Raw genomic sequence first — 24,469 nt, forward strand, 5'->3', positions numbered from 1 at the left:
GGCCTAGGACACCGCCCTTTCACGGCGGTAACAGGGGTTCGAATCCCCTAGGGGACGCCACTTGCTTTACTGCTCTAATTCTCCCCGTGCTAACTGCAACATATACGGCTCCATAATGTCGGCAATTAACGGCTGCGCGCTGCGGTTCGGGTGAATGCCATCGTTTTGCATTAAATCTTCGTTTTCAATAATAGTTTCCATAAAAAACGGAATCAGCGCTATCTCAGCCTGTTCTGCCGCAGCTGGAAAGATCTCGGCAAACATGTCACTGTAACGTCCACCATAGTTGGGCGGAATACGCACTTGGCTTAACGCCACCTCAGCGCCACTTTGCTGCAGCTTATCGATTATTTGTAACAAATTGTCTTGAATGCTTGCAGGAACAAAGCCGCGCAAGCCATCATTACCACCAAGTTCAACGAACACCGCGGTAGGCTGATGCCGGTCAATCACGCCTTGCAAACGATTCAACGCGCCTTGGGTGGTGTCACCACTGATACTGGCGTTAATGAGGGTGATATCGGGGTGAGTAGTTTGCCAGCGCTGCTGCAAAATACCGACCCATGACTCACTTTGCGCCATACCATAGCCGGCACTGAGACTATCACCTAAAACCACCAGTGAGACATTTGCCGAAACTGGCCGTATAAAGAACAGAATCGCGACGATAACGCTAAATTTTACAAGGAAATTTTTCATAAATGCTTATTCAAACCACTCAATTACAAAAAGACGTGCAGACCACTGACGGTATTCTACACATTTTACAGCCAATTGACCTGCAGATTGCTGCCGGCGAAACCGTTGCTATTGTTGGCGCCTCTGGCTCAGGTAAATCAACCCTGTTGTCGTTGCTTGCTGGCTTGGACCTCGCCAGTAGCGGTGATGTTCTTATAGATAACGAAAAATTGAGTGAATTGGATGAAGAGCAACGGGCAAAACTTCGCGCCGACAAAATTGGCTTTATCTTTCAGTCGTTTTTATTGATCCCCAGTTTGACGGCCTTAGAGAACGTGATGTTGCCGGCTGAACTGGCCGGTAATCGTCAGGCTGAACAGCAAGCTCGGGAGTTATTGGGCAAAGTAGGGCTGAGCGAGCGCCTCACCCATTACCCTAATCAGTTATCGGGTGGTGAGCAGCAACGGGTCGCCATTGCTCGTGCCTTTGTTGGTACGCCAAAAATCTTATTTGCCGACGAACCGACCGGTAACCTTGATGCGGTGACCGGCCAGAAGGTTGAAGATTTGCTGTTTCAGATGAACCAAGAATCGGGTACCACGCTGGTGATGGTGACTCATGATAGTGATCTTGCGGCGCGCTGCCAGCGCGTGTTGCGGATGGATGCCGGGCGTTTGAGCGAGGTGCAGCAACATGTGGCATAAAATTTCGTGGCGCCTGTTACGACACGAATTGCGCCGCGGTGAACTGACTATTATGGCGGCTGCCATTGTGCTGTCGGTGACGGCGGTGTTGTCGTTGTCGCTGTTTACCGAGCGCTTGCAGTCCGGTTTGTTGGCCCGCAGTGCCGAATTCTTAGCGGCTGACCGTGTGCTCAGTTCACGTCGGGTGATTGATGATGCTTGGCTAGAAGCTGCCGCCGAGCGCAATGTGCAATCAGCGCGGCGGGTGGTGTTCAACTCCATGGCTTTTGCCGGTGATCAGCTAGCCTTGATTGACGTGAAAGCGGTCAGTGATGGCTATCCGCTGCGTGGTGAGCTGAAGACTGCGCTGCAGCCATTTGGTGAAGATCAAGTTACCGATGGCCTGCCGGCCTCAGGTGAAGCTTGGGTAGCCTCGGCATTATTCCAAGAATTGCAGCTTGAAATTGGCGATAGTTTGGATGTCGGTGAAAAAACCTTCACCGTCACGCGGGTTCTAACCTACGAGCCCGACGTTGGTTTTTCAGTATTCACCGACAGCCCCAATGTGCTGATCAACTATGTTGACCTAGAGGCAACTGGGTTGATTCAACTCGGGTCGCGGGTGCGTTGGAATGTGCTATTTGCCGGTGACGAAGCGGGTTTAGATGACTTTGAGCAATGGCTGCTGCCACAACTCAATGATGACACACACAACTGGCGTAGTGTCGAAGATGGCGATTCGCCATTGGCACGCAGTTTACAGCGCGCCGAGCGCTTTATGTTGCTGGCTAGCTTGCTGGGAGTGGTGTTAGCGGCGACTGCGGTGGCGGTGGCGGCACAGCGTTATTGTCAGCGCAATTATGATGCCGTAGCGATTATTAAGACCATGGGTGGCTCACGCAGCCAGATCCAAGCCATATTTATCATGCATTTACTGTTGCTAACACTGATTAGCGTGGCGGTGGGGCTGTTGTTAGGGTATCTGCTACAGGCCTGGGTGATTGAATTTGTCGCCGCGCAACTCGGTGCAACTCTGCCTGCTGCAACCGTGAAGCCGTATCTGTTAGCCAGTGCTACCGGTTTAATTAGCGCCTTAATGTTCTCGTTGTATCCGTTGTTGCGGTTGATTCAGATCCCACCATTACGGGTGCTCAACCGCGATATGACTGGCAACGACAGCTTGTCATGGCTGCATTGGCTGGCTTCAGGCGGCACCATTTATGCGCTGTTGGTCATTTACAGCCAGCAATGGTTGTTGTCATCGGCACTGTTTGCTGGTGGCGCGCTGGCGGCGGTGTTGTTGCTGTCCATTGGTCGGCTATTTATTAAGGTCAGTCGCCAAGCCGGCATGCAAGCCGGTAGTGCATGGCGCTTAGCCATGGCTGGCTTACAGCGCCGTGCCAAAGCCAATAGCGTGCAGATGCTGAGCTTCTCAACCGCTATCATGCTGTTATTGCTGGTACTGGCGTTGCGCAATGAATTGTTGGCGGATTGGGAACGGCAATTGCCCGCTGATGCGCCGAATTACTTCATTATCAACGTCGATCGTGGCGATGTATCGAGCTTGCAACAGCGCTTTGCTGAGCGCGATATTGTTGCCAATGACATGTATCCGATCGTGCCTGGCCGCATGACTGCGGTGAATGGTGTGCCGGTGCGTGATGAAGTGACCAAAGAAGACGAAGCCGGTAATCAGCAAACCGGTGAGCAGCGAGAAGGCTTTGGCCGCGAGTTACAGCTCACTTGGCGTGATACCTTGCCGCCCAATAACATCCTCAGCGCTGGCCAGTGGTGGGGCGACAATGCCGAACCACAAGTGTCGATTGAAGCGGAAGTGGCCGAGCGCATGCGCTTGGGCATTGGCGATGTGTTGGAATTCAATATTGGCGGTAATGTGTTTGAAGTACCGATTACTAGTGTCCGTGAGGTTAACTGGGGCACCTTGCAGCCAAATTTCTACTTTGTCTTTAACACGCAGACCTTAAGCGATTTTCCGGCGACCTTTATTTCCAGTTTTAATCTGCCGAGTGATCGCAAAAACGAACTGTTTGAGCTATTCCGGCCATTCCCTCAGGTATCGCTGATTGATCTTGATGCCATCACCGATCAGATCCGTGAGGTGATTTCGCAGGTCAGTCTGGCCATTGGTTTTGTGCTAGTGCTGGTATTGATAGCCGGTGGTTTGGTGCTATTAGCGCAGGTGCAGGCATCGCTGGAAGAACGGCAAAAAGAGCTAGTGATTCTGCGCACGCTGGGGGCACCTTCGAAGCTACTGAGTCGCAGTATTACCTATGAATTCTTAATTCTGGGCGCTATTAGTGGCTTGATTGCAACATTAGCGATGGAACTGGCACTGTGGATTTTACAAACACAAGTATTTGAGATGGCGGCAACCCTGCATTGGCGCTTCTGGCTGATCGGGCCGTTAGCAGGTGCTGTGGTGGTTGGCATTTTAGGGCGGGTTTCTTGTGGTCGTTTGATCCGCCGCAATACCGCTCAGTTGATTCGCTCGCTGGCTTAGAACCGTTGGCGACTGACGGTGGTAAACAGCTGCGGCCAAATGTTTTGGTAATGGCGCCGGAAAATGCCGAAATGCCCGATTTTATCGAGCTCAAACTGGGCAGGGGTGATGACATGGCGCTGTTGCGGCGCATTGCAGTAAAAGTCATGTAAGTGATTGATATTGCGTTGAGTCAGCATTTCATCATCGGTGAAACTGTAGGCGGTAATGGGGGTTTGTACATCTGCGTAGTGGTGATACAAATCTTCAGCACCGACCAAATAATCGCGGTGTAAACACCAGCGTCGCCACTGCTGCATGGCCGGGCCCGGGACATTACCAATGACCCCGAGCTTGTCGCCGGGAAAATAGCCCAGCAGCGGTACTAGCCAGGGTACCACGCCATACCATAACCCCAACGATAGATATTTCAGTGCGGGCATGGTATCGCGCCAGTAGCCACTGCCAGTGGCCACGGTGATCATACGGTCGACCAAATGATAGTTCGGGATCATGCCAAACAGCTGGCCGCCAATACTATGGGCAAACCAGACTAACTCGCCTTCAGGTTGCAGGTTGCGTGCATAAGCAATCACTGCTTGGCAATCGTGCTGTGCCCACTCCGAAATGGTGGTTTTTAGCTGTTTCAGTGGCACTGGCGTGGAGTCACCAATACCGTAATAGTCAAAGCTCACTACGCGCCAATTTTGTTCGGCTAACCAGCGGCAAAAATACTGGTAATAGCCAGCGGGTACCGCCATGGCGGGCGCCATGATGATAGTGCCACGCGGCTCGGCAGGGCTATAAATATGTAGCGAAATAAACCGTTGCGGAGCGGTTTCTAGGCGCTCATTGGTGATCATATTACTCAAGGTCTTTGGCGTCTTTGTCAGTATCAGTGTGATGTTTAAACATGTAGGCGCCAGTGAATACCGTAAATACCAAGGTGGCGGCTAGAATACCAAACACTTTGAAATTCACCCAAGCGTCTAGACTCATGGTTTCTGAGATATAGAGATTGACCGCAGCAAGACTCAGGGTAAACACCACCCAAGCATAAGTCAGGCGCTGCCAGGCAAAGTCGGGGAGCTTAATTTCATCACCAAGTAACAGTTGTAACGGGCTGCGTTTTTTCCACATTTGGCCGACCAGTAAGAAACCCGCAATCATCACGTAAATCACCGATACTTTGATCTTGATGAACCATTCGTCGCGTAACAGCAACGTAATGGCCCCAAATATCAGCACCACAGCGAGCACAATCCAGTGCCGTGGAGTGATAATTTCGCGCATGAATTTCAAGCCGATGATTTGCAATACCGTACCGAGCATCAGCACCGCTGTTGCTAAAAAGATATCGCCCAGTAAATAAAAGATAAAAAACAGCGCGATGGGTATATATTCGAGGACAAACAACATGCTTTAGTCTCGGGCTATAATAAGTCACTAGAGTGTGCCAGAAAAGTTCAAAGGGTACTAGTTGCCACGCATAACTAAGGGGTTGAGCCCATGAAACTATTGATTACCGGCGGAACCGGCTTGATTGGTCGAGCACTGGTGCAGCGTTTGTGTCAGCGCTATCAAATCACGGTATTAACACGTCATCCGAAGCGCGCCATCGACTGCTTTGGTAAAACGGTGCAAACCTTGGGCAGTCTCGCCGAAATCAAATCTATCAGTGATTACTGTGCGGTGATCAATTTACAAGGCGAAGGTATTGCTGATAAGCGCTGGAGCGAACGGCAAAAGCTGCGAATAGAGCAAAGTCGCTGGACCATTACGCGGCAATTAACCGAGCTGATGCAACAGGCGGAACAGCCGCCTGCGGTGTTTATTAGCGGCTCCGCCATTGGTATTTACGGCCCCCGAGATAGTACTCCGGTTACCGAGAGCAGCAGTGTGCAAGGCGATGATTTTGCTCACCATTTATGTGCCGAGTGGGAGCGTTTAGCGCTCGCTGCGCAATCACCGCGTACCCGTGTGTGTGTGCTGCGTACGGGGGTGGTGTTGGCGCCTAAAGGTGGGGCATTACAGAAAATGTTGCCGCCGTACTTGCTCGGTTTAGGTGGGCCATTAGGTCATGGTAAGCAGGGTTTTTCGTGGATCCAGTTGGATGACATTGTCGGCATTATTGAACACCTGCTGGAACACGCTGACTGTCAGGGTATCTACAATGGTACGGCACCAAACCCAGTCAGTCAGGCTGAGTTGAGTGCCAGTATTGCCAAAGTCTTACGCAAATCACACTTTATGCGGGTACCTGGCGTGGTACTTAAGCTAGCGTTGGGCGAGTTGTCGAGTATGTTGCTGACCGGTCAGTACGTGCTGCCTGAGCGCACCCAAGCGGCTGGGTACGTATTCAAGTACCCAACCGTTGAAGCTGCACTTAAGGCTTGTTTGTTGCCGCCTTCAGAGTAGCGACAAACTGTTCCAGTGCGGCGTACATAGCGGGCAAGTCGTGGAGCTGCTGCTCAATGATTTTGACCACTGCGGAGCCGCTGATAGCGCCCGCTGCACCAGCAGCAATAGCAGCCTGCACGTGCTCGGGGTTACTGATACCAAAACCCAGTAGTGGCGGCGCACTATTGGCGGCTTTTAAGGCCCGAATCACGCGCTCTGCCGGCGCTTGCAAGGTGGTATCGGCACCGGTCACGCCAGCACGGCTCAATAAGTACACATAGCCCTCACTGTGCGCTGCAACTTGGCCTAGACGCTCGGCACTGGCATCTGGTGGTGCGATATAGATAGGCGCAATACCATTGGCGCGGGCTAGCGCGTTGAAACGCTCTCCTTCGCGTACCGGCACATCAGCGATCAATACCGAATCGACACCAGCTTGCTGGCAGCGCTGATAAAACGCCTCGGCACCATTACTTACGACTAAATTGGCATACACCAACAGGCCGATGGGTAAGTCGGGGTACTCGGCACGAATCGTGGCGATAATACTGAAGCAATCAGCTTGGCTGACGCCAGCGGCGAGGGCACGAATGGCAGCCTTTTGAATAGTCGGGCCATCAGCGACTGGGTCAGAAAAAGGTAAGCCCAGCTCCAATGCATCAGCACCACCAGCAATTAAGCTGCGGATAATACTGAGACTGGTGGCTACATCAGGATCACCTAAGGTGACGAACGGCACTAAAGCGCCTTGCTGTTGCTGTTCGAGGCGATCGAACATGGCTTGATAACGGCTCATGACTGCTCTCCTGCGGCTTGCAAGGCGAAGATCTTACGCACATGGTCAATGTCTTTATCACCACGACCCGACATGTTCACCAGTAATATCTCTGGTGCGTCGGGCTCGGCTGCACGGCGCAGTGCATAAGCCACGGCATGGGCCGATTCTAAGGCGGGGATGATACCTTCTTTCTCGGCCACCAACTTAAATGCAGCCAGTGCTTCGTCATCGGTGACTGATTCGTAACGAGCGCGGCCAATACTCTTCAAATGCGCATGCTGTGGGCCGACACCGGGGTAGTCTAAGCCAGCGGAAACCGAATAACTTTCTTCAATTTGGCCTTCGTCAGTTTGCATGATAAACGAACGACAACCGTGCAGAATCCCCGGTTTTCCAGCGGTTAAAGTGGCGCCATGATGATGGGTTTCAACGCCTTTACCAGCCGGTTCAACGCCGACTAACTCAACCCCCGGCTCATCAATAAACTCGGCGAACATACCAATGGCGTTAGAGCCGCCACCCACGCAGGCAATCACTTCGTCAGGCAAACGCCCAGCGCGCTCAATGATTTGCGCTTTTGCCTCGGCGCCAATCATGCGATGGAATTCACGCACAATGGTTGGGAATGGGTGAGGACCGGCAGCCGTTCCGAGTAGATAATGGGTGGTGGCATAGCTGGCGGTCCAATCGCGCATGGCTTCATTGACGGCATCTTTCAAGGTGCCGCTTCCGCTATCCACGGGTACCACTTTGGCGCCCATCAATTGCATGCGGAACACGTTGGGTTGTTGCCGCTCAACGTCTTTCGCACCCATGTAAATAGTGCAATCAAGACCAAGCAAAGCGCAGGCTAGGGCGGTGGCCGTACCGTGCTGACCAGCCCCAGTTTCGGCAATAATGCGATGTTTACCCATGCGTTTAGCCAGCAAAGCTTGGCCCAGTACTTGGTTGGTTTTATGTGCGCCGCCGTGCAGCAGATCTTCGCGCTTGAAATAGATCTTGGTACCGTTGGGGCTGACTAGGGGTAAATTCTGGCACAACGACAATGGCGTAGGCCGGCCCAAATAATGCTTCAGCAAGTCAGTAAATTCGCGTTGAAACTCAGGGTCTTGCTGAGCATCTAAAAAAGCTTGTTCAAGTTGGTCTAGCGCCGGGAGTAAAATTTCTGGCACAAATTGACCACCAAAGTCGCCAAAGTAGGCGCGGTTCGGGTTATTGTCGCTCATTGATTGGTCCGTCCATACTGTCGTAATTGGTTAAAAAACTGAAGGATAAGGCCGGCATCTTTGCGACCTTTGGCGTATTCCACCCCTGAATTCACATCTAACCGGGTGATACCGGTGGCCAGCGCGGCGCTGGCATTGCTGTGGTTGATGCCACCGGCAAGCATACAGTTCGCTCGTTGCGCTGGGGTTAAGCTAGCTATCAGTCGCCAGTCAAAACAACTGCCGCTACCACCGTAGCGGTTATCCAACACATAGTTATCGACGCGCAGATCGGGTAGGACTAATGGCTCATCAACACCAATGGCCTTCCAAATCTGAGTGCCAGCCGGCAAGGCTTGGCGCAACTGACTGATGTAATCGATATCTTCATGGCCGTGTAATTGTACCGCGAACAACTGCGTCGCCTCAGCAAAAGCCACCACATCGGCGAGCGGTTGGTCGGCGAATACCCCCACATAACGCAGCAGCGGCTCTGCTGCCGTAATCGTTTGTGCCTGCGTCAAGCTGACATAGCGCGGCGAGTGGCCGACATGAATCAGTCCACCATAAGCAGCACCCGCTGCCCTTACCACCATGGCGTCGGCAGCACTGCCGAGACCACACACTTTGTGCTGACCATAAATCAGTTCACGGCAGGCTTGGTCGACGTTGGCTTGTGCCGACAGTGCACTACCGACTAAAAATCCGTCCACATAGGGCGCTGTAGCGCGTACCGCACTGTGCTCACTAAAGCCAGATTCTGCCACCAGTAGAGCACCTGCTGGAGCTAACTGACTGAGTTCAATGCTGCGCTGTGGGTCAATACTTAAATCATGCAAATTGCGGTTGTTGATGCCAATAATGTTGGCACCTAAGCGCGCCGCACGGTACATTTCTTCTGCTGTTGCCACCTCGGTCAGTACATCCAGATTAAATTGCGCTGCCAAACTGGCTAACTGCTGGTATTGCTGGTCATCCAGAATCGATAACATCAGCAAAATAGCATCAGCGCCAAAGTGACGTGCCAACAACACCTGCAGTGGCTCAGTAATAAAGTCTTTACACAACACGGGGATATCTACCGCAGCGCTCACTGCAGCCAGATAACTAAAATCACCTTGAAAGAAATCCGGCTCGGTTAGTACCGAGATAGCATCGGCGTAACGGGCGTAGGTTTGCGCCAATGCAACGGCATTAAAATTAGGCCGAATCAACCCTTTTGACGGTGACGCCTTTTTGCATTCCAAGATAAAACTAGCCCGCGGCTTAGCTAGCGCCGCAGCCAAACTGCGTTGACTAGGCGTTAACTGCTGCTGCAATTGCTCTGCATCATAATACTGCGCGAGCTCGGCGAGGCGTTGTTGCCGTTGGGTGACAATTTGGGTCAGCACAGTGGCTGGTGGCGATACAGCATTAACCACGATTAAACTCCTGCAAAGCACGTAAATGGTCAAGTGCGGCGCCACTGGCTAAATGCTCAAGGGCGGCATGAGTGGCTTGATCAAGGCGCGGATAATGACCCGCTAAATATAACAGGCCAGCAACACTAATAGCCACGGCGTGTTGATGTGGATCACTGGCTTGGCCGGCCAATACCGCTTGTAAGTATTTGGCGTTCAAATCGGCATCACCGCCGCGCAACGCGGCAATAGTACTCATCGGCACACCAAAATCGGCTGGGCTGAGCTGATATTCGTGCAATTCGTTGTCTTTAAGCTCAATCACTTGAGTCTCGCCATGTAGGGCGAACTCGTCCAGCCCCGAACCGTGAATCACCATAGCCCGCTGACAGCCCAACAAACGCAAGGTTTCGGCCATAGGGCGGCACCATGCAGGGTCATAAACGCCGAGTTGTTGGGCATCGGGGCGTGATGGATTAACCAAAGGCCCGAGCAAGTTGAATAAGGTGCGAGTTTTCAGCGTTTGCCGAACCGGCATAGCGTAACGAATACCGGGGTGATAATGCGGCGCGAACAAAAAACAGAAGTTGAATTGGTCGAGTTGCGCAGCGGCTACTTCGGGGTCTTGGGTGACTGACAAGCCCAAGCTCTCCAGCACGTCCGCAGAGCCCGAGCGCGATGATACGCTGCGGTTACCATGCTTGGCGATGGTCAGGCCCATGCTCGCCGCTACCAGTGCTGCGGTGGTGGAAATGTTGATGGTATTGCTGCCATCGCCACCCGTACCGCAGCTATCGAGCACCAGCCGATTCGGACGTTTAAAGGGCTTTGCTGCTTGCCGCAGGGCGGTGGCGGCACCGGCCATTTCTTCTGGCTGCTCGCCGCGTAATTTCATCGCCACTAAGGCCGCGGTAATTTGGATTTCGTTCAATTCACCTTTGACCAGGTGCTCAAATAAGCGCTGGCTTTGCGCGCTCGATAGCGCTTGTCCGTTGACTAAATCGGTTAGGGCTTGCATGGCTTCAACTCCTGTGCCTGAGCGCTGTTGGCAAACAGCATCGCCACACTGCGTTTGAGTAGTTCGGTGCCGTGGCTGGTTAAAATAGATTCGGGGTGAAATTGAAAGCCCAAGGCTTGGTAATCGTTGAACCAAGCGGCCATGGGAATCGTCCCACAGTGGGCTAATACGTCAATCGATGCGGGGAGATCAAAGCCCGCCAAAGAGTGATAACGCGCGACCGCGAGTGGCTGTGGAAAATCACCAAATAGGCCCTGGTTGCTGTGGCTAATAAGCGCTTTTTTGCCATGCACGGTTTCGCCACAACGATCAACACGACCACCGCTGGCATGCACGAGAGCTTGAAAGCCCAAACAAATGCCAAGCATGGGATAACGCCCACGGGCCCCCTCGATGACTGCTAACAAGTTGCCGGACTCAGCTGGGTGGCCGGGGCCGGGTGACAAACACAGTAATTGACGGCCAGAATAGCTGGCCAGCGTTGCTAGGAGTTGCTCGGCGGCAATATGATTGCGATAGACCACCAACGGATAGCCGAGCTGACGCAACTCGTCGACCAAGTTGTAGGTGAATGAATCGCGATTATCGAGTAATACAATCCGATCGACAGCACTCATAACGCGGCCTCCTGAATAGCTTGAATCACGGCGCGGGCTTTACCCTCGGTTTCGGCAACCTCGGCCGCAGCGACCGAGTCAAATACTACCCCAGCACCAGCTTGCACCATGGCTTGACCGCCGCGGACAAAGGCTGAGCGAATAACGATGCAGGTATCCATATCGCCATTGCCGGACAAATAGCCGACCGCACCACCGTAGCTACCACGGCGTTGTTGCTCGACCTGACGAATCAGTTCAGCGGCGCGAACTTTTGGTGCCCCCACTAAGGTGCCCATATTCATACAGGCGCGATAAGCGCTCAGCGCATCGAGGTCATCGGCCAATTGCGCCACTACCCTTGACACTAGGTGCATCACATGTGAATAGCGGTCGACCTGTAATAAGTTAGCCACGTAGCGGCTGCCGGGTTTGGCAATGCGAGCCAAATCGTTGCGCGCTAAATCAACCAACATCATATGTTCGGCCAGTTCTTTCTGATCCAATCGCAGTTCCAGCTCCAAACGACTATCTAAGTCAGGATTAATACTGCCATCGGGGTACTTGCCGCGTGGCCGCGTGCCAGCAATCGGATACAACTCAACCTGATTGGTGCTGGCGGTGTATTTCAACGCCGACTCCGGTGAGGCACCGAACACTTCAAAGTCGCTGCTGCGCAGAAAAAACATATAGGGCGATGGGTTAGCGGCCTTAAGCCGAGCGTAGGCGGCCAGGGCGTCGGCACAGGGTAGGGTGAAGCGCCGCGACGGAACCACCTGAAAAATATCACCGGCTAAAATGTTTTGCTGCAATTGCTCGACCGTAGCGGCAAAGCTTGCTGCATCAGGATAGGCTTGCACCGCGTTAGTCGACTTCTGCGCGGGTGCGGCCGGCGGCTGTTGCGGACTGGCGGGCAACTGACATTGCGCGGCAATACGGCCTACTTTATCGGCAATTTGACTGTAGTAATCGGCACTATCGGGGCCACTGAGTAAATTAGCCAGTAAGGTGGTCGAGCGTTTCTGGTGATCAATCACCAGCAGCGTTTCAGCTAAGTAAAACAGATAATCAGGGCAATTATTGTGACCTTCAGCGACCACCGGGAGGGCTTCAAAGCTGGCCACATAGTCATAGGCAAAAATACCACCAAGAAAAATTCCCAGTGGGTGCGGCTGAGTTTGCTGCAGGCGTTGCTGCAAAATTCGTAGCGGCTCGATATTGCTGGCTTGGCGCAAGCGGCTGTCTTCATCCAAGCTATCGTCAATGGCTGCAAACTGACACTGGAGTTGGTGACTGGTCAATTCTAGGCTGACTGCGCTGGCTTGCAATTGTTCGGCTAACCACGGTAACAGTTGTGCCCCATTGCCGGTTAAGGCGGTGATGGTGACTTGTTGGTCGTGGCACCGCAGTTGCAAGGCGGCATCGACCATCAAAAGACTTTTCAGGTGCTGGCGCGACTGTATTTCCGCCGAATCGAGCAGTAAATTGTGCGCATGATGGCGGCATAGGCGCTGATACAAGGCCAAGGTGTCGGCCTGGTAGGGCAACTCTATTTGCATGCTGGTGATGGCACCGGCTTGGTCAATAATCGCAACAGTTTCAGAGGTCATAAGTTTCACTTGTCTAATAAAAAAGCCCGCTCAATGAGCGGGCTTCTGGATCCTTAACGCGTCAACGCGCACACAGGTATCGCCCGCTAAGTCGGGAGATGCCACCACCATACAGCTTTGGTTTGTGCGTTCATGTTGGTCATGCGTTGTCTATCTCGTTAGTTGTATAAGCTAATGGGTGTAACTTAACGGCTCTTAGCCGCGCTGTCAACGGGGATTGTGCTTTAAAATGCGAGCTTTTTCACGACCCCAGTCGCGTTCTTTAATGGTGTCGCGCTTGTCATGGTCTTTTTTACCTTTAGCGAGGTAAATTTCTAGCTTCACTAAATGCTTTTTCCAATACATGGCGGTGGCCACAATGGAGTAGCCGTCGCGCTCGCTGGCGCCAATCAGTTTATGCAGTTCGCGGCGTTTTAATAACAGTTTGCGCGAACGATCAGGGTCGCATACTACATGAGTAGAAGCCGATAATAAGGGTTGGATTTGTGCGCCGAGTAAAAACGCTTCACCATGCTTAATGATCACATAGGTATCGGCGATATTAGCTTTGCCTTCGCGAATACTCTTAATTTCCCAGCCTTGCAGGGCAATACCGGCCTCAAATTTATCTTCGAGGAAATATTCGTGGCGCGCTTTTTTGTTGAGCGCAATGGTGCCGTTTTGGCGATGATTTGAGTTCTTTTTCATGGCGCTCATTATACTGATGCACGGCGCTGAAGCGAGTGCTAAATTAAAATTGTTAGTGATGATTCGTGCGGCAAAATACGGTATCATTTCGGCCATTTAGCGAAGCTTACAGGTCATTGAGGGGAGTCATGCCGACAATTGAACGCAGTGCGCTGGTGCCATACAGTGATGCCCAGATGTTCGCACTAGTGGATGACATTGCGCGCTATCCAGAATTTGTCCCGGGTTGTCGTTCGGCGACGGTGATTGAGCAAGGTAGTGACTATAAAGTCGCACGGCTAGATATCAGCAAAGCTGGAGTGGGCAAGTCGTTTACTACGCGTAATACCTTACAGCCACCCGATGCGATTGGCATGGACCTAGTCGATGGCCCGTTTCGCTACCTTCGCGGCGGCTGGCAGTTTCATGCGCTCGAGCAAAATGCCTGCAAAATTGTTCTCAAGCTTGAATTTGAATTCTCCAATCGGCTACTGAGTATGGCATTCGGTAGTATCTTTAACGAGTTGCAAGGGCGCATGGTTGATGCCTTCGTGCAACGCGCGCGACAGGTGTACGGCCAGTCATGACGGTTGCATCGATTCATATTGAAGTGGCCTATGCCACCCCGGAGCGGCAACAAATTATTCCGTTACGGGTACCGCTCGGTAGTACCGTTGAAGAATGTATTGTGCGATCACAAATTACCCGTTACTTTCCAGACATTGACCTAAAACAGCAAAAAGTAGGTATCTGGAGTAAAGCGGTGAAACTGGATCAGCAACCACGCGAGGGTGACCGTATTGAGATTTATCGGCCACTGATTGCTGATCCTAAAGCGGTGCGGCGCAAACGCGCTGAACAAGCCATTGATGATGGTCGCGCTGACCCGGTCACTGGAGGCCGTAAACGTGATTAAAAAGCTGTATATCATTCGCCACGGTGATGCCTTGCCAGCGCAAGCCATGAGTGCCGATGCCATTCGGCCACTGAGTGAACAGGGTGAACGTGAGGTGCGTGCGAGTGCCAAGTGGTTGCAGCAGCGTTTAGCTGAGCAAGGCGTGCAGCAACTCGACTGGTTACTGGTCAGCCCGTACGTGAGAGCGCGGCAAACGGCGGCGGTGTTAACCAGTGTGGTAAAAGTGGCGCAGCAACAGCAGCACGACAGCATCACGCCTGATGGTCATGCTGAACTGGTGATGGATTGGTTGCTGGCGCAGCTGAGTCAGCAACAGCAACAGGCCCAGCACATTGCCTTGGTGTCGCACATGCCGCTCGTGAGTTATTTGGTTGCGGCCTTTGATGCGGCCACCCAGCCATTGTTATTTCCGACTGCCGGCATTGCCGAACTGAGCCTCGATCTGGCGCAGTGGCGCGGTCATTTTATTCAGCTTGCCAGCCCAATTGATCCGGAGCCATTACGTGACGCAAACCCATGATTTAGCATTGTATCAGCACGATATTAGTCACTTGCGCAGCATTGCCGATCTGTGGCGTTTTAGTGTTAGTGCCTTGCAGCAAGCCGATGTTTATTTTGGTCATGGTACCGATAATGCGGTCAGCGAAGCACAAGTGCTGCTAGCGCATGTTTGTCACCTTGATTTCAGCCAACTGCAGCAGTTTGCCCAAGCACAGGTGCTCGATAGCGAGCGTGAGCAGTTACAGCAGTTATTGCAGCAACGCATCGAACAGCGGGTTCCGGCCGCCTATTTAACCGGCACCGCTTGGTTTAACGGCCTGCCGATCATGGTCGACGAGCGGGTATTAGTGCCACGCTCGCCGATTGCTGAACTGATTGCCGGTAAATTTGCCCCTTATGTGAGTCAGCCACCGCAGCGTATCCTTGATTTATGCACCGGCAGCGGCTGTATCGCCATTGCTTGTGCATTGGCGTTCCCTGATGCTGACGTTGATGCCTTAGATATCTCTAGCGATGCCCTAGAGGTTGCCGAAGCCAACATTTTAGCGCATGGTTTAGGTGACCGTGTGGTGCCTATGCAGTCGGATTTATACAGTGCGGTGCCCGGCATGCGCTACGATTTGATTGTCACCAACCCGCCTTATGTGGATGCGCAGGATATGGCGGATTTACCCGATGAATTTCATCATGAGCCAGAATTGGGTTTAGCGGCCGGTGAAGATGGTTTAGATCTGGTCCGCACCATTTTGCGTGAAGCGCCGGATCACCTGACCGAGCAGGGCGTGTTGATTTGTGAAGTGGGTAATTCCATGGTCGCCATGCAACAAGAGTTTGTGGGTGTACCCTTCACCTGGCTGACATTTAGTAACGGCGGCGATGGCGTATTTATGATCCGCTACGCTGATTTAGTGACTCACCAGCAGCGCTTCTAGGCGTTGCTCGCAATAGGATAGCGTCATGGCCGGTAATAGCTTTGGAGAATTATTTCGCGTCACCACCTTTGGCGAAAGTCATGGCCCGGCCTTGGGTGCAGTAATTGATGGCTGCCCACCGGGATTAGAATTATCGGTGGCAGACCTACAAGTACAGCTCGATCGCCGTAAGCCCGGTCAAAACCGCTATACCACCGCGCGCCGTGAAGCCGACGAAGTAGAAATTCTATCCGGTGTGTTTGAGGGCGTGACTACTGGCACGCCGATTGGGCTATTAATTCGTAATACCGACCAACGCAGCCAAGATTACAGCGATATCAAAGACTTGTTCCGACCCGGACATGCCGATTACACCTATGCGCACAAATATGGTCGCCGTGATTATCGCGGTGGTGGCCGCTCATCAGCCCGTGAAACCGCCATGCGTGTGGCCGCTGGTGCCATTGCGCAGAAGTACTTGCGGTTGCATTTTGGTGTGCAATTCCGCGCCGGGGTGGTGCAAATTGGCCCACATAAAACCGATGATCAGCACAAAAGCTTTAGCTGGGATCAGGTCGATCAGAACCCGTTCTTTTGCCCAGATAAATACATGGCCGAAGCGGTAGCTGACTATTTGAAAGATCTTATCAAGCAGGGTGATTCGGTAGGTGCGCGGGTGCGCCTAGAAGTCTCTAACGTGCCGGTTGGCTTGGGTGAGCCGGTGTTTGATCGGCTCGAAGCTGATTTAGCCAAAGCACTGATGAGCATTAATGCGGTGAAAGCGGTGGGTATTGGTGATGGTTTTGCGGTGGCCGGGCAAACCGGTACTCAACATCGTGACGCCTTGACCCCACAAGGCTTTACCAGCAACCATGCCGGTGGTGTGTTAGGTGGTATCAGCACGGGGCAGACCTTGGTTGCTGAATTAGCCTTTAAGCCCACCTCGAGTATTACTACTCCCGGCATGACCATTAACAGCAGTGGCGAGCCCGCTGAAATTGTCACCCGTGGTCGTCATGACCCTTGTGTAGGTATTCGCGGTGTGCCGATTGCTGAAGCCATGGCCGCCTTGGTGGTCATGGACCACGTATTGCGGCAACGCGCTCAGAATGGCGGAGTTCACCATGATTTTCCTGACATTTGTAAGCCATGACACATCACTATTCTGACCTGATCCAGGTGTTTTCCGAATGTTTTAGTGTGACGGAGAACACCCGTTTGGTGGCTGGTGAGCATGAACCCTATTATCAGCCAGCCGGCGAGCTGCCGTATCACCAAGTGGTGTTTGCCCATGGCTTTTTCGCCTCTGCACTGCACGAGATTGCCCATTGGTGTATTGCTGGTGCAAAGCGCCGGCAATTGTTTGATTATGGCTACTGGTATGAGCCCGATGGTCGCAACGCTGAGCAGCAAGCCGTATTTGAGCAGGTTGAACGCAAGCCGCAAGCGCTGGAATGGCTGTTTTCGCTGTGCTGTGGGAGCGAGTTTCAAGTCAGCGTGGATAACCTCAGCGGTATCGAGGTTGATCGCCACGGTTTTACCGCAGCTGTACGGCAGCAATTACAGAGTTATCTCCAGCACGGTTTGCCGCCGCGCGCTGAACAGTTTGCCAGAGCACTAGCAGTTTTTTATCAGCAGCCATGGCCGCCAGTGCTGTCCAGCCTTCAACGAGCTCAGGAAACGCCCGCATGCGCGCCTTTCGACTTGGTTTAATCATTAATCCTTATGCTGGTTTGGGCGGCAGCGTGGCGCTCAAAGGGAGTGATGGCAGTGATACTGCAGCGCGTGCTATAGCGCTGGGAGCTCAGCCTATGGCTGGCATCCGCGTCAACCAAGCGTTGCAACAACTGCTGCCGTTTCGTGAGCAAGTGCTGTTGGTCACCGGTGCTGGTGAACTAGGCGAGAGCGTGGCGCGTGCCGCTGGCTTTGCAGTTGAGGTGGTTTATCAGGCCGCGCTGCAGCCGAGTAGTGCTGAGGATAGCCGCGAGTTGGCGCGTCAGCTAGTGGCCGCTCAGGTTGATGTTTTGGTGTTCGCCGGTGGCGATGGCACCGCGCGTGATGTGGCCGCCGTGGTACCTGAGCAGCAATTGGTACTGGGCATTCCAGCGGGGGTGAAAATCCACTCTGGCGTGTATGCCATTAGCCCAACAGCAGCTGGCAAAGTGATCGCTGAACTGATCAGCGGCCGCTTAACCTCAGTGTTACGCGCCGATGTCATGGATATTGATGAGCAGGCCTTTCGCGCCGGCACGGTGCGCGCGAGGCGCTACGGTGAAATGCTAGTGCCGGCCGAGTTGCGATATGTGCAAGCGGTAAAAATGGGCGGCAAAGAAAGCGATGAGCTAGTACTTGCGGATATCGCGGCCGAGGTGATTGAAAGCATGCAGGCCGATCACCTCTATGTGATGGGCTCCGGGTCAACCGTGGCGTTTATCATGGCCGAATTAGGCTTACCCAATACCTTGCTGGGGGTCGATGTGGTGCTTAATGGTGAGGTCATCGCCAGCGATGTGACGGCGCCGCAACTGCTGCAATTACTGCAACAACGGCAGCTGCCAGCACAGCTGATTGTCACGGTTATTGGCGGTCAGGGGCATATTTTTGGTCGCGGTAATCAACAACTAAGCCCGGCGGTTATTCGCACTATCGGGCGCGATAATATTCGTATAGTGGCCAGTAAAAATAAACTGCAGCAGTTACAGCAGCGGCCATTGCTGGTGGATACCGGTGATCCGGCGCTGGATGACGAATTGACCGGGGTGATGCGCGTCACCACCGGTTATCGTGATGAAGTATTGGTGCGGGTTGGCAGCGACTAAGCTAGGTTAGTACTGGGCGCGCGGTAAATGCACCACAATGCCGTCCAGCTCCGCGGTCATTTCTATCTGACAGCTCAAGCGGCTGTTGTCTTTCGGTTCAATCACCATATCCAGCATGTCGGTTTCGTGATCACTGGCTGGCGGCACTTTGTCTTGCCATGCGGCATCCACATAACAATGACAGGTCGCACACGACATCACCCCACCGCACTCGCCGAGAATGCCATCAATCATATTGTTGACGGCACCGTCCATCAGGTTTTGTCCGACTTCGAGTTCAGCTTCAAATTGGTTGCCGTTGGCATCAATGTAAATAGCGGTTGGCATACAGTGCTCCGTCAAGTAGTTGGTTAGGCTCTAAAAGGCGCCAGTTTAGCACAGATTTGCGCGGCAAAAATGCGCTTATCACGGTATACTGCGGCAATCTCAGAATTGATCATTGAAGCAGGATATCGAGCCATGAGCTTAGCAACCAAACGTGAGTTTTTTGTGTCGTGGGAAGAATTACACCGCGCCACCCGTGAGTTGGCCGCGCGGCAATTACCAGCCAGCCAGTGGCGGGGCATTATTGCCGTTAGTCGTGGCGGCTTGGTACCAGCAGCTATTGTGGCGCGGGAATTGAATCTGCGCTTGGTCGAAAGTGTGTGTGTGAGTTCTTATGACCACACCAGCCAGCGCGAGCAAGTGAGCTTACTCAAAGATGTCAGCTGCAGCGACGATGGCGAGGGCTTTTTAGTGGTCGATGACTTGGTAGATACCGGTAACACCCTGAAGTTCTTACGCCAACGCTTACCGAAAGCCAAGTTTATTACGGTGTATGCAAAACCTGAGGGCATGCACTTGGTCGACGACTTTGCCGCCGACCTTGAACAACAGATGTGGATCCATTTCCCTTGGGATATGCAGCTGCACTATGTGGCGCCCTTGGTTGGAGAATAATGGCGCAGAATACGGGCTTCAACAGCGCGCCTAGGCGTGCTGTTGAATAAACGCCAACACCGCATCAATCGCTAGCAGTTGTTTGTCACCGCTGCGGCGATGTTTATATTCCACTTGGGCATTATCGATATTGCGCTCGCCAATGATGATTTGATGCGGAATGCCAATCAGCTCCATATCAGCGAACATTACACCTGGACGCTCTTTGCGGTCATCAAACAGCACCTCAATGCCGGCCGCTTTGAGCTGGCTATAAAGCTGTTCCGCGACTTCTTGCACTCGCACCGATTTATGCATGTTCATAGGCACAATGGCAACCTGGAATGGCGCTAGTGCGTCGGTCCAGACAATGCCGTATTGGTCATGGTTTTGCTCAATGGCAGCAGCAACAATACGAGTAATACCAATACCGTAACAGCCCATCATTAAGGTTTCGTGCTTGCCTGATTCAGTCAGTACGCCCACTTTCATGGCATCAGAGTACTTCTTACCAAGCTGGAAGATGTGACCCACTTCAATACCACGTTTGATTTGCAGGGTACCGTGACCACACGGGCTTGGGTCACCGGCTTTGACGTTGCGTAGGTCAAATACTTCGGGTTCAGCGCAATCGCGGCCCCAGTTGATGTTGAAATAATGGAAGCCATCGTGGTTGGCACCGGCGGCAAAATCAGCCATCACCGCCACACTGCGGTCGGCAACAACTGGTAACTCAAGACCAACTGGGCCGAGCGAACCCGGGCCTGCGCCGATAGCGGCACGAATTGCTTCGTCGCTGGCAAATTGCAGTGGGCTCGCCACTAACGGGTGTTTGGCTGCTTTAATTTCGTTGAGTTCGTGATCACCACGCACTAATAGCGCCACTAACTTACCGGCTTCAGCGCCATGAACAATCAGTGTCTTTACGGTTTGCTCAATCGGCAGTTGGAACTGCTCCACCAAGGCGGCAATGGTTTTTGCATTGGGGGTCGCCACTTTTTCCATGGCTTTGCCAGCGCCAGCGCGATCGTGGCTTGGTGCTACAGCCTCTGCCATCTCAATATTAGCGGCATAGTCAGAACTGTCTGAGAAGGCGATGTCGTCTTCACCCGATGCGGCTAACACATGGAATTCGTGCGAGAAGCTCCCACCAATAGAACCGGTGTCGGCCAATACCGGGCGGAAATCAAGTCCCAACCGCTCAAATACCCGGCAATACGCCCCGTGCATGTCATCATAGGTGGCTTGCAAGCTGGCTTGGTCAAGGTGGAACGAGTAAGCGTCTTTCATGATGAATTCACGTGAACGCATTACCCCAAAGCGAGGCCGAATTTCGTCACGGAATTTAGTCTGAATTTGATACAGGCTTAATGGCAATTGCTTATAGCTACTAATTTCTTTACGAGCCAGTTCAGAAATAACTTCTTCGTGTGTTGGGCCGAGCACAAAATCACGCATATTACGGTCGTGTAAACGCAGCAGCTCCGGGCCATAGTCTTCCCAGCGGCCTGATTCCATCCATAAGTCGGCCGGTTGCACCATCGGCATCAGCACTTCAAGGGCGCCAATGGCGTTCATTTCTTCGCGTACCACCTGTTCTACTTTGCGTAATACCCGCAACCCGGTTGGCGTCCAGGTGTATAAACCGGCTGCAACTTTGCGGATCATACCGGCGCGCAGCATCAATTGATGACTGATCACTTCGGCATCAGCAGGGGTTTCTTTCAGGGTGCCTAATAAATAATGGCTGGTACGCATGGGGTTCCGTTCTCCATTCCATTTTCCGGAAAATAAGGTGATAACAAGCAAATAATCATAAGCGCTGATTCTATCAGCAGCGGGCGCTGGTCAAAAGTCTTTACTGATCTGAATCACCTGATTTTCGCCATTACTGACCTGCCATTTGATATTTAGGTCGTACAAGCTCATACCGTAGACTTTTTCTTGATGCGCAGCTTTCTTGTATGCAGGGCGAGGATCTTGATTCAGCACCTGGCTAATTAACAAGCGTAGCTCTAGGTAGTGGGGTTCCAACTGGCACAATTGCTGCTCAGCCTCAGTAGAAAATACCGTGGTGAGCGCCGTGTGTGGGCGAGCATCAGCAAAGCCACCTTGGGCGTTTGAAATGCTTTCTGCGTAGGGCAGGTAGGGTTTGATATCAATCACCGGAGTGCCATTAACCCAATCAGCGCCGCGTACCCGGATAATCACTCCGTGTTCATCGGCCTGGACCGATTCTAATTTCACCACACTCATACCGATACCGTTGGGGCGATAGGTAGCGCGGGTGGCGAACACGCCTTTACGGGTATTGCCGCCCAGCCGTGGTGGGCGCACCAGTGGTTGCCAGCCGGCCGCGACAGTTTCATGAAAGATAAATAGCACCCAAATATGGCTGAACTCAGTTAAGCCACGAACACTATCGGGGTGAGCGTAATCGCCATGCAGATGAATTTCAGCGCAGGCCGCCGTAACCAGCCCAGGTTGACGTGGCACCGCAAACTTTTGTTGGTAAGGCGAACGTATCTCGCCAATCGCTTCAATGGAAAAGGTCATGCAGGTACCGCAGCTATAGAATTGGTGAATTTCAGCATATTTTGGCGAACTTAGCGATAGTCATTGCCATCGTGGGCAGCTTTCGTTGTCGCTATTTGGTCAATAAGTTTTATAAAAACAGTAAGATAATAAAGTTGGCATAGCAATTGCTTTATCTCTAGTGACGCATTTATTTGTATGACTTAATAACCAAGAAGGATTTGTTATGAACCGCTCAACTACTGTTTGGACTGCTGCTATGGTTTTAATTGGTGCTGTGACTGTTGCCAGCATGAGCCAGCAGGTAACCGCCGCTGATGCCGATAAATATTTGCAAGGCAGCTATGCAGTGACCGCACAAACCGATATGAAGATTAGTTTTGGTGTTGGTAGCATCGAATTGAGTCACCATGATGGTGACGAAGTGCTGGTTGAAATCAAAGCCACTGCCAGCGATGGCGGGTTTTGGCGTAGCGAAGGTGATGTCAGCAAAGTCGAGCTTCTGGCGTCGCAGCAAGGTAACTGGCTAGAGCTCGAAGTGCCGGAGCAAGATAATGTTCAATTAGAATGGCAGGTAAAATTACCGCGTCTTAGCAGTATTGATCTCGAACTTGGTATTGGCGAAATCAAAGGTCGCATTGAGAGTTCTGACCTCGATATCGATTTAGGTATTGGCGATATTAAATTAACCTTAATAGGCGATGTGAAGTCAATTAATATGGATGTCGGCGTAGGCGATACCAAAATTACTGGCGCCAACCATAGTTCAAGTGAACGCGCCATTGTGACTTCATCAAGTTCAGCGCAAGGCAATGGCCAAGCCCGTATCAATATCGATGCCGGAATTGGTGATGTGCATTTAACCATTGAGAAATAATTTACCGACGGACTCTAAAGCTGAGTGTTACTCAAGCTAGGGTGGCGTCGGAGGCGACGTCACCCCATAATTCAGCATCACATGCTGAAATGCGGCGACTAATTAATTCAAGTCAAGTCAATCAACCGATAGGACTTTGCCAACGCCGGCATCATCAATCAGTACGTATGATTTGTTATACCTCTTTACCGGGTGATCCGTCAGTAATTCAAACATGATGACGCCTCGCCTTTCGCTATATACATAGCTCACTATAGGGCCGTCAGAGGCTAGCAATGGGTCTGTACAAGCAAAGTGATAATACACCTCACCGTTATCATCTGTGGTTATTTTTGTGAGTTCAAGAATATCATTGCCTAGTATCGTCCAAACCGCTGATGATTTCGGAGTAGCTAATGGAATGTAGAAATAGGAAAGTCGAACGAATCCTTTATCTTCTTTCACTGACATAGGCATAATAGTAATACCATCATCAAGCACAATCTCGCGGACACCATTGATAACATTCGGTATAAACGCAACGGATTCACCATCAGTACTCAAGTAGTTTGCTCTTTGGTTAAACCACTCCGCATGCGATTCTGATGACATTAAAATATGCGCTAGAAGTAATGCAAATATTATATTTTTCATGTCTCACCTGCCTTCATAATTGCGTAAAAATAGCATGTATTGATTCGTCACCTTTTCGATATCAAGACGTTTTAATTTACTATAACCGCCTTGGCTATTAGTAACGTAATGTAAAGGTCTTATCAAATGACCACCCTCATGGTGAATTACATCGATGATTCCTTCATACCCAAGCCGAAGCTTTTCACCATAACCTGAAGCGGGTTTTCCGTTTGACCCCATGGCTTTATCCATCGACCTAAAAAATTTTATCCTTGGGTTTCCACCATCAAAATCAACACCTCCCTGAGCTAATCTTTCTGGATTATCATACCTACTATAAGTGAAAACAGCTGATCTCAAATTATCCTGCGCTTCAACTAAATGCGCCCGCCGCTCTTCAGTGAGCGATTTATCGTTTAAAGCCTGCTCTACCGCTTGAAAATGCTCAGATGTCGCTTCATCGATCAAGTAATTAAGTTTTCTATCAGCTTCATCAAGTTGATCGGCACGTGTGTCATCGGCAAGTGCGAGATATTTTGGTTCCCAATTTTCCGGCACTGTAACGTCATCGAGAGTTTTGATATTCAGGAGGCTCTGATTTCCTATTTTTTCAGTCTCGCCATTTTCACTATTTCTACTTTGAGATTGATTTCTTTTATTTCCATTATCCTCCGATTGATCGCCACCTACTGACACGCAAAATGGGCAGTTAGGGGGATATTTAAACGGATTTGGCAGCCCTTGCTCTGCACAATGTATCGCTAAAATACAATCGGCAATATACCCGCTCGGGTCCGTCCCCGCTAGCGGGTTGTTCATGATGTAGGAGTAGGGGTTGAGCGA

The 24,469-nt window shown here is 51.9% G+C and carries 27 protein-coding genes; 12 read left to right on the top strand and 15 right to left on the bottom strand.

Annotation, left to right across the window (positions count from 1 at the left end; translation table 11 throughout):
- Positions 1-66 precede the first annotated feature (66 nt).
- The gene (locus EFO84_RS02180) at positions 67-699 is read right to left on the bottom strand and encodes an arylesterase (protein WP_127346434.1); all 633 of its coding nucleotides are present in this window, start codon (positions 697-699) and stop codon (positions 67-69) included.
- Between the two features lie 2 nt (positions 700-701).
- Between EFO84_RS02180 and EFO84_RS02185 the strand changes: the two genes are divergently transcribed.
- Together EFO84_RS02185 and EFO84_RS02190 are read left to right on the top strand one after the other, a co-directional pair.
- Entirely contained in the window at positions 702-1,382 is a 681-nt protein-coding gene (locus EFO84_RS02185) for an ABC transporter ATP-binding protein (RefSeq protein WP_127346435.1), read from the top strand.
- A complete protein-coding gene (locus tag EFO84_RS02190) occupies positions 1,372-3,882 on the top strand; it encodes an ABC transporter permease (protein ID WP_127346436.1) in 2,511 nt (836 codons plus the stop codon). Before EFO84_RS02185 ends, EFO84_RS02190 begins: the two co-directional genes overlap by 11 nt.
- Here EFO84_RS02190 and EFO84_RS02195 read toward each other — a convergent pair.
- A complete protein-coding gene (locus EFO84_RS02195; protein WP_240642633.1) occupies positions 3,879-4,724 on the bottom strand; it encodes an alpha/beta hydrolase family protein in 846 nt (281 codons plus the stop codon). The two genes, EFO84_RS02190 and EFO84_RS02195, sit on opposite strands and share 4 nt — an antisense overlap.
- A gap of 1 nt (position 4,725) precedes the next feature.
- Positions 4,726-5,280, bottom strand: coding sequence for an inner membrane-spanning protein YciB (locus tag EFO84_RS02200; protein ID WP_127346438.1), 555 nt, complete (start codon positions 5,278-5,280; stop codon positions 4,726-4,728).
- A gap of 90 nt (positions 5,281-5,370) precedes the next feature.
- Between EFO84_RS02200 and EFO84_RS02205 the strand changes: the two genes are divergently transcribed.
- Positions 5,371-6,279 carry a TIGR01777 family oxidoreductase gene (locus EFO84_RS02205; protein WP_127346439.1) on the top strand — a complete coding sequence of 303 codons (909 nt, stop codon included), beginning with the start codon at positions 5,371-5,373 and terminating at the stop codon, positions 6,277-6,279.
- On the opposite strand, the gene trpA is transcribed toward EFO84_RS02205, so the two are convergent.
- The 7 genes from trpA to smpB form a co-directional block, all read right to left on the bottom strand.
- Positions 6,248-7,057, bottom strand: a complete 810-nt coding sequence (gene trpA / locus EFO84_RS02210; RefSeq protein WP_127346440.1) for a tryptophan synthase subunit alpha — start codon at positions 7,055-7,057, stop codon at positions 6,248-6,250. The two genes, EFO84_RS02205 and trpA, sit on opposite strands and share 32 nt — an antisense overlap.
- Positions 7,054-8,265, bottom strand: a complete 1,212-nt coding sequence (gene trpB, locus EFO84_RS02215) for a tryptophan synthase subunit beta (protein WP_127346441.1) — start codon at positions 8,263-8,265, stop codon at positions 7,054-7,056. The genes trpA and trpB overlap by 4 nt, the downstream gene beginning before the upstream one ends.
- A complete protein-coding gene (gene trpCF / locus EFO84_RS02220) occupies positions 8,262-9,665 on the bottom strand; it encodes a bifunctional indole-3-glycerol-phosphate synthase TrpC/phosphoribosylanthranilate isomerase TrpF (protein WP_127346442.1) in 1,404 nt (467 codons plus the stop codon). Before trpCF ends, trpB begins: the two co-directional genes overlap by 4 nt.
- A complete protein-coding gene (gene trpD / locus EFO84_RS02225) occupies positions 9,658-10,662 on the bottom strand; it encodes an anthranilate phosphoribosyltransferase (RefSeq protein ID WP_127346443.1) in 1,005 nt (334 codons plus the stop codon). Before trpD ends, trpCF begins: the two co-directional genes overlap by 8 nt.
- Complete coding sequence (locus tag EFO84_RS02230; protein WP_127346444.1) at positions 10,650-11,279, bottom strand: aminodeoxychorismate/anthranilate synthase component II; 630 nt, start codon at positions 11,277-11,279, stop codon at positions 10,650-10,652. Before EFO84_RS02230 ends, trpD begins: the two co-directional genes overlap by 13 nt.
- Positions 11,276-12,868 (bottom strand): anthranilate synthase component 1, encoded by a 1,593-nt coding sequence (locus EFO84_RS02235; protein ID WP_127346445.1) that lies wholly within the window; start codon positions 12,866-12,868, stop codon positions 11,276-11,278. The genes EFO84_RS02230 and EFO84_RS02235 overlap by 4 nt, the downstream gene beginning before the upstream one ends.
- 207 nt (positions 12,869-13,075) lie before the next feature.
- Positions 13,076-13,555 (bottom strand): SsrA-binding protein SmpB, encoded by a 480-nt coding sequence (gene smpB, locus EFO84_RS02240; RefSeq protein ID WP_205701924.1) that lies wholly within the window; start codon positions 13,553-13,555, stop codon positions 13,076-13,078.
- Positions 13,556-13,683: 128 nt separating this feature from the next.
- Here smpB and EFO84_RS02245 point away from each other — a divergent pair, with 128 nt between their 5' ends.
- From EFO84_RS02245 to EFO84_RS02275, 7 genes are read left to right on the top strand one after another with little or no spacing between them, the layout of a single operon-like run.
- The gene (locus EFO84_RS02245) at positions 13,684-14,121 is read left to right on the top strand and encodes a type II toxin-antitoxin system RatA family toxin (protein ID WP_127346447.1); all 438 of its coding nucleotides are present in this window, start codon (positions 13,684-13,686) and stop codon (positions 14,119-14,121) included.
- Complete coding sequence (locus EFO84_RS02250; protein ID WP_127346448.1) at positions 14,118-14,450, top strand: RnfH family protein; 333 nt, start codon at positions 14,118-14,120, stop codon at positions 14,448-14,450. The genes EFO84_RS02245 and EFO84_RS02250 overlap by 4 nt, the downstream gene beginning before the upstream one ends.
- Positions 14,443-14,970, top strand: a complete 528-nt coding sequence (gene sixA, locus EFO84_RS02255) for a phosphohistidine phosphatase SixA (protein ID WP_164742357.1) — start codon at positions 14,443-14,445, stop codon at positions 14,968-14,970. The genes EFO84_RS02250 and sixA overlap by 8 nt, the downstream gene beginning before the upstream one ends.
- A complete protein-coding gene (gene prmB, locus EFO84_RS02260) occupies positions 14,954-15,883 on the top strand; it encodes a 50S ribosomal protein L3 N(5)-glutamine methyltransferase (protein ID WP_240642628.1) in 930 nt (309 codons plus the stop codon). The genes sixA and prmB overlap by 17 nt, the downstream gene beginning before the upstream one ends.
- A 25-nt stretch (positions 15,884-15,908) precedes the next feature.
- On the top strand, positions 15,909-17,015 hold the full coding sequence (gene aroC / locus EFO84_RS02265; RefSeq protein WP_127346450.1) for a chorismate synthase: 1,107 nt from the start codon (positions 15,909-15,911) through the stop codon (positions 17,013-17,015).
- Positions 17,012-17,575: an elongation factor P hydroxylase gene (locus EFO84_RS02270; protein WP_127346451.1), complete on the top strand. Its 564-nt coding sequence runs from the start codon at positions 17,012-17,014 to the stop codon at positions 17,573-17,575. Before aroC ends, EFO84_RS02270 begins: the two co-directional genes overlap by 4 nt.
- Positions 17,551-18,681, top strand: a complete 1,131-nt coding sequence (locus EFO84_RS02275) for an ATP-NAD kinase family protein (protein WP_127346452.1) — start codon at positions 17,551-17,553, stop codon at positions 18,679-18,681. Before EFO84_RS02270 ends, EFO84_RS02275 begins: the two co-directional genes overlap by 25 nt.
- A 6-nt stretch (positions 18,682-18,687) precedes the next feature.
- On the opposite strand, the gene EFO84_RS02280 is transcribed toward EFO84_RS02275, so the two are convergent.
- Positions 18,688-19,008, bottom strand: coding sequence for a 2Fe-2S iron-sulfur cluster-binding protein (locus EFO84_RS02280; protein WP_127346453.1), 321 nt, complete (start codon positions 19,006-19,008; stop codon positions 18,688-18,690).
- Between the two features lie 132 nt (positions 19,009-19,140).
- Here EFO84_RS02280 and gpt point away from each other — a divergent pair, with 132 nt between their 5' ends.
- On the top strand, positions 19,141-19,620 hold the full coding sequence (gene gpt, locus EFO84_RS02285) for a xanthine phosphoribosyltransferase (protein ID WP_127346454.1): 480 nt from the start codon (positions 19,141-19,143) through the stop codon (positions 19,618-19,620).
- A 30-nt stretch (positions 19,621-19,650) separates the two neighbouring features.
- On the opposite strand, the gene EFO84_RS02290 is transcribed toward gpt, so the two are convergent.
- Together EFO84_RS02290 and tsaA are read right to left on the bottom strand one after the other, a co-directional pair.
- Positions 19,651-21,357: a proline--tRNA ligase gene (locus EFO84_RS02290; RefSeq protein WP_127346455.1), complete on the bottom strand. Its 1,707-nt coding sequence runs from the start codon at positions 21,355-21,357 to the stop codon at positions 19,651-19,653.
- Positions 21,358-21,447: 90 nt separating this feature from the next.
- A complete protein-coding gene (tsaA, locus tag EFO84_RS02295; RefSeq protein WP_127346456.1) occupies positions 21,448-22,155 on the bottom strand; it encodes a tRNA (N6-threonylcarbamoyladenosine(37)-N6)-methyltransferase TrmO in 708 nt (235 codons plus the stop codon).
- A 205-nt stretch (positions 22,156-22,360) separates the two neighbouring features.
- Here tsaA and EFO84_RS02300 point away from each other — a divergent pair, with 205 nt between their 5' ends.
- Entirely contained in the window at positions 22,361-23,011 is a 651-nt protein-coding gene (locus tag EFO84_RS02300) for a toast rack family protein (RefSeq protein ID WP_127346457.1), read from the top strand.
- A 117-nt stretch (positions 23,012-23,128) separates the two neighbouring features.
- On the opposite strand, the gene EFO84_RS02305 is transcribed toward EFO84_RS02300, so the two are convergent.
- Both EFO84_RS02305 and EFO84_RS02310 read right to left on the bottom strand, forming a co-directional pair.
- Positions 23,129-23,644 (bottom strand): hypothetical protein, encoded by a 516-nt coding sequence (locus tag EFO84_RS02305; RefSeq protein WP_127346458.1) that lies wholly within the window; start codon positions 23,642-23,644, stop codon positions 23,129-23,131.
- 3 nt (positions 23,645-23,647) lie between these two features.
- The coding region (locus EFO84_RS02310) for an RHS repeat-associated core domain-containing protein (RefSeq protein ID WP_164742358.1) at positions 23,648-24,469 on the bottom strand (822 nt) is incomplete at its 5' end.

Origin of the sequence: Pseudidiomarina mangrovi, from assembly GCF_003999375.1 — a bacterium.
Taxonomy (GTDB): domain Bacteria; phylum Pseudomonadota; class Gammaproteobacteria; order Enterobacterales; family Alteromonadaceae; genus Pseudidiomarina; species Pseudidiomarina mangrovi.

Coding starts and splice junctions, on each gene's coding strand:
- EFO84_RS02180 (WP_127346434.1), bottom strand. CDS start 699: ATGAAAAATTTCCTTGTAAAATTTAGCGTTATCGTCGCGATTCTGTTC.
- EFO84_RS02185 (WP_127346435.1), top strand. CDS start 702: ATGCTTATTCAAACCACTCAATTACAAAAAGACGTGCAGACCACTGAC.
- EFO84_RS02190 (WP_127346436.1), top strand. CDS start 1,372: ATGTGGCATAAAATTTCGTGGCGCCTGTTACGACACGAATTGCGCCGC.
- EFO84_RS02195 (WP_240642633.1), bottom strand. CDS start 4,724: ATGATCACCAATGAGCGCCTAGAAACCGCTCCGCAACGGTTTATTTCG.
- EFO84_RS02200 (WP_127346438.1), bottom strand. CDS start 5,280: ATGTTGTTTGTCCTCGAATATATACCCATCGCGCTGTTTTTTATCTTT.
- EFO84_RS02205 (WP_127346439.1), top strand. CDS start 5,371: ATGAAACTATTGATTACCGGCGGAACCGGCTTGATTGGTCGAGCACTG.
- trpA (WP_127346440.1), bottom strand. CDS start 7,057: ATGAGCCGTTATCAAGCCATGTTCGATCGCCTCGAACAGCAACAGCAA.
- trpB (WP_127346441.1), bottom strand. CDS start 8,265: ATGAGCGACAATAACCCGAACCGCGCCTACTTTGGCGACTTTGGTGGT.
- trpD (WP_127346443.1), bottom strand. CDS start 10,662: ATGCAAGCCCTAACCGATTTAGTCAACGGACAAGCGCTATCGAGCGCG.
- EFO84_RS02230 (WP_127346444.1), bottom strand. CDS start 11,279: ATGAGTGCTGTCGATCGGATTGTATTACTCGATAATCGCGATTCATTC.
- EFO84_RS02235 (WP_127346445.1), bottom strand. CDS start 12,868: ATGACCTCTGAAACTGTTGCGATTATTGACCAAGCCGGTGCCATCACC.
- smpB (WP_205701924.1), bottom strand. CDS start 13,555: ATGAAAAAGAACTCAAATCATCGCCAAAACGGCACCATTGCGCTCAAC.
- EFO84_RS02245 (WP_127346447.1), top strand. CDS start 13,684: ATGCCGACAATTGAACGCAGTGCGCTGGTGCCATACAGTGATGCCCAG.
- EFO84_RS02250 (WP_127346448.1), top strand. CDS start 14,118: ATGACGGTTGCATCGATTCATATTGAAGTGGCCTATGCCACCCCGGAG.
- aroC (WP_127346450.1), top strand. CDS start 15,909: ATGGCCGGTAATAGCTTTGGAGAATTATTTCGCGTCACCACCTTTGGC.
- EFO84_RS02270 (WP_127346451.1), top strand. CDS start 17,012: ATGACACATCACTATTCTGACCTGATCCAGGTGTTTTCCGAATGTTTT.
- EFO84_RS02275 (WP_127346452.1), top strand. CDS start 17,551: ATGCGCGCCTTTCGACTTGGTTTAATCATTAATCCTTATGCTGGTTTG.
- EFO84_RS02280 (WP_127346453.1), bottom strand. CDS start 19,008: ATGCCAACCGCTATTTACATTGATGCCAACGGCAACCAATTTGAAGCT.
- gpt (WP_127346454.1), top strand. CDS start 19,141: ATGAGCTTAGCAACCAAACGTGAGTTTTTTGTGTCGTGGGAAGAATTA.
- EFO84_RS02290 (WP_127346455.1), bottom strand. CDS start 21,357: ATGCGTACCAGCCATTATTTATTAGGCACCCTGAAAGAAACCCCTGCT.
- tsaA (WP_127346456.1), bottom strand. CDS start 22,155: ATGACCTTTTCCATTGAAGCGATTGGCGAGATACGTTCGCCTTACCAA.
- EFO84_RS02300 (WP_127346457.1), top strand. CDS start 22,361: ATGAACCGCTCAACTACTGTTTGGACTGCTGCTATGGTTTTAATTGGT.
- EFO84_RS02305 (WP_127346458.1), bottom strand. CDS start 23,644: ATGAAAAATATAATATTTGCATTACTTCTAGCGCATATTTTAATGTCA.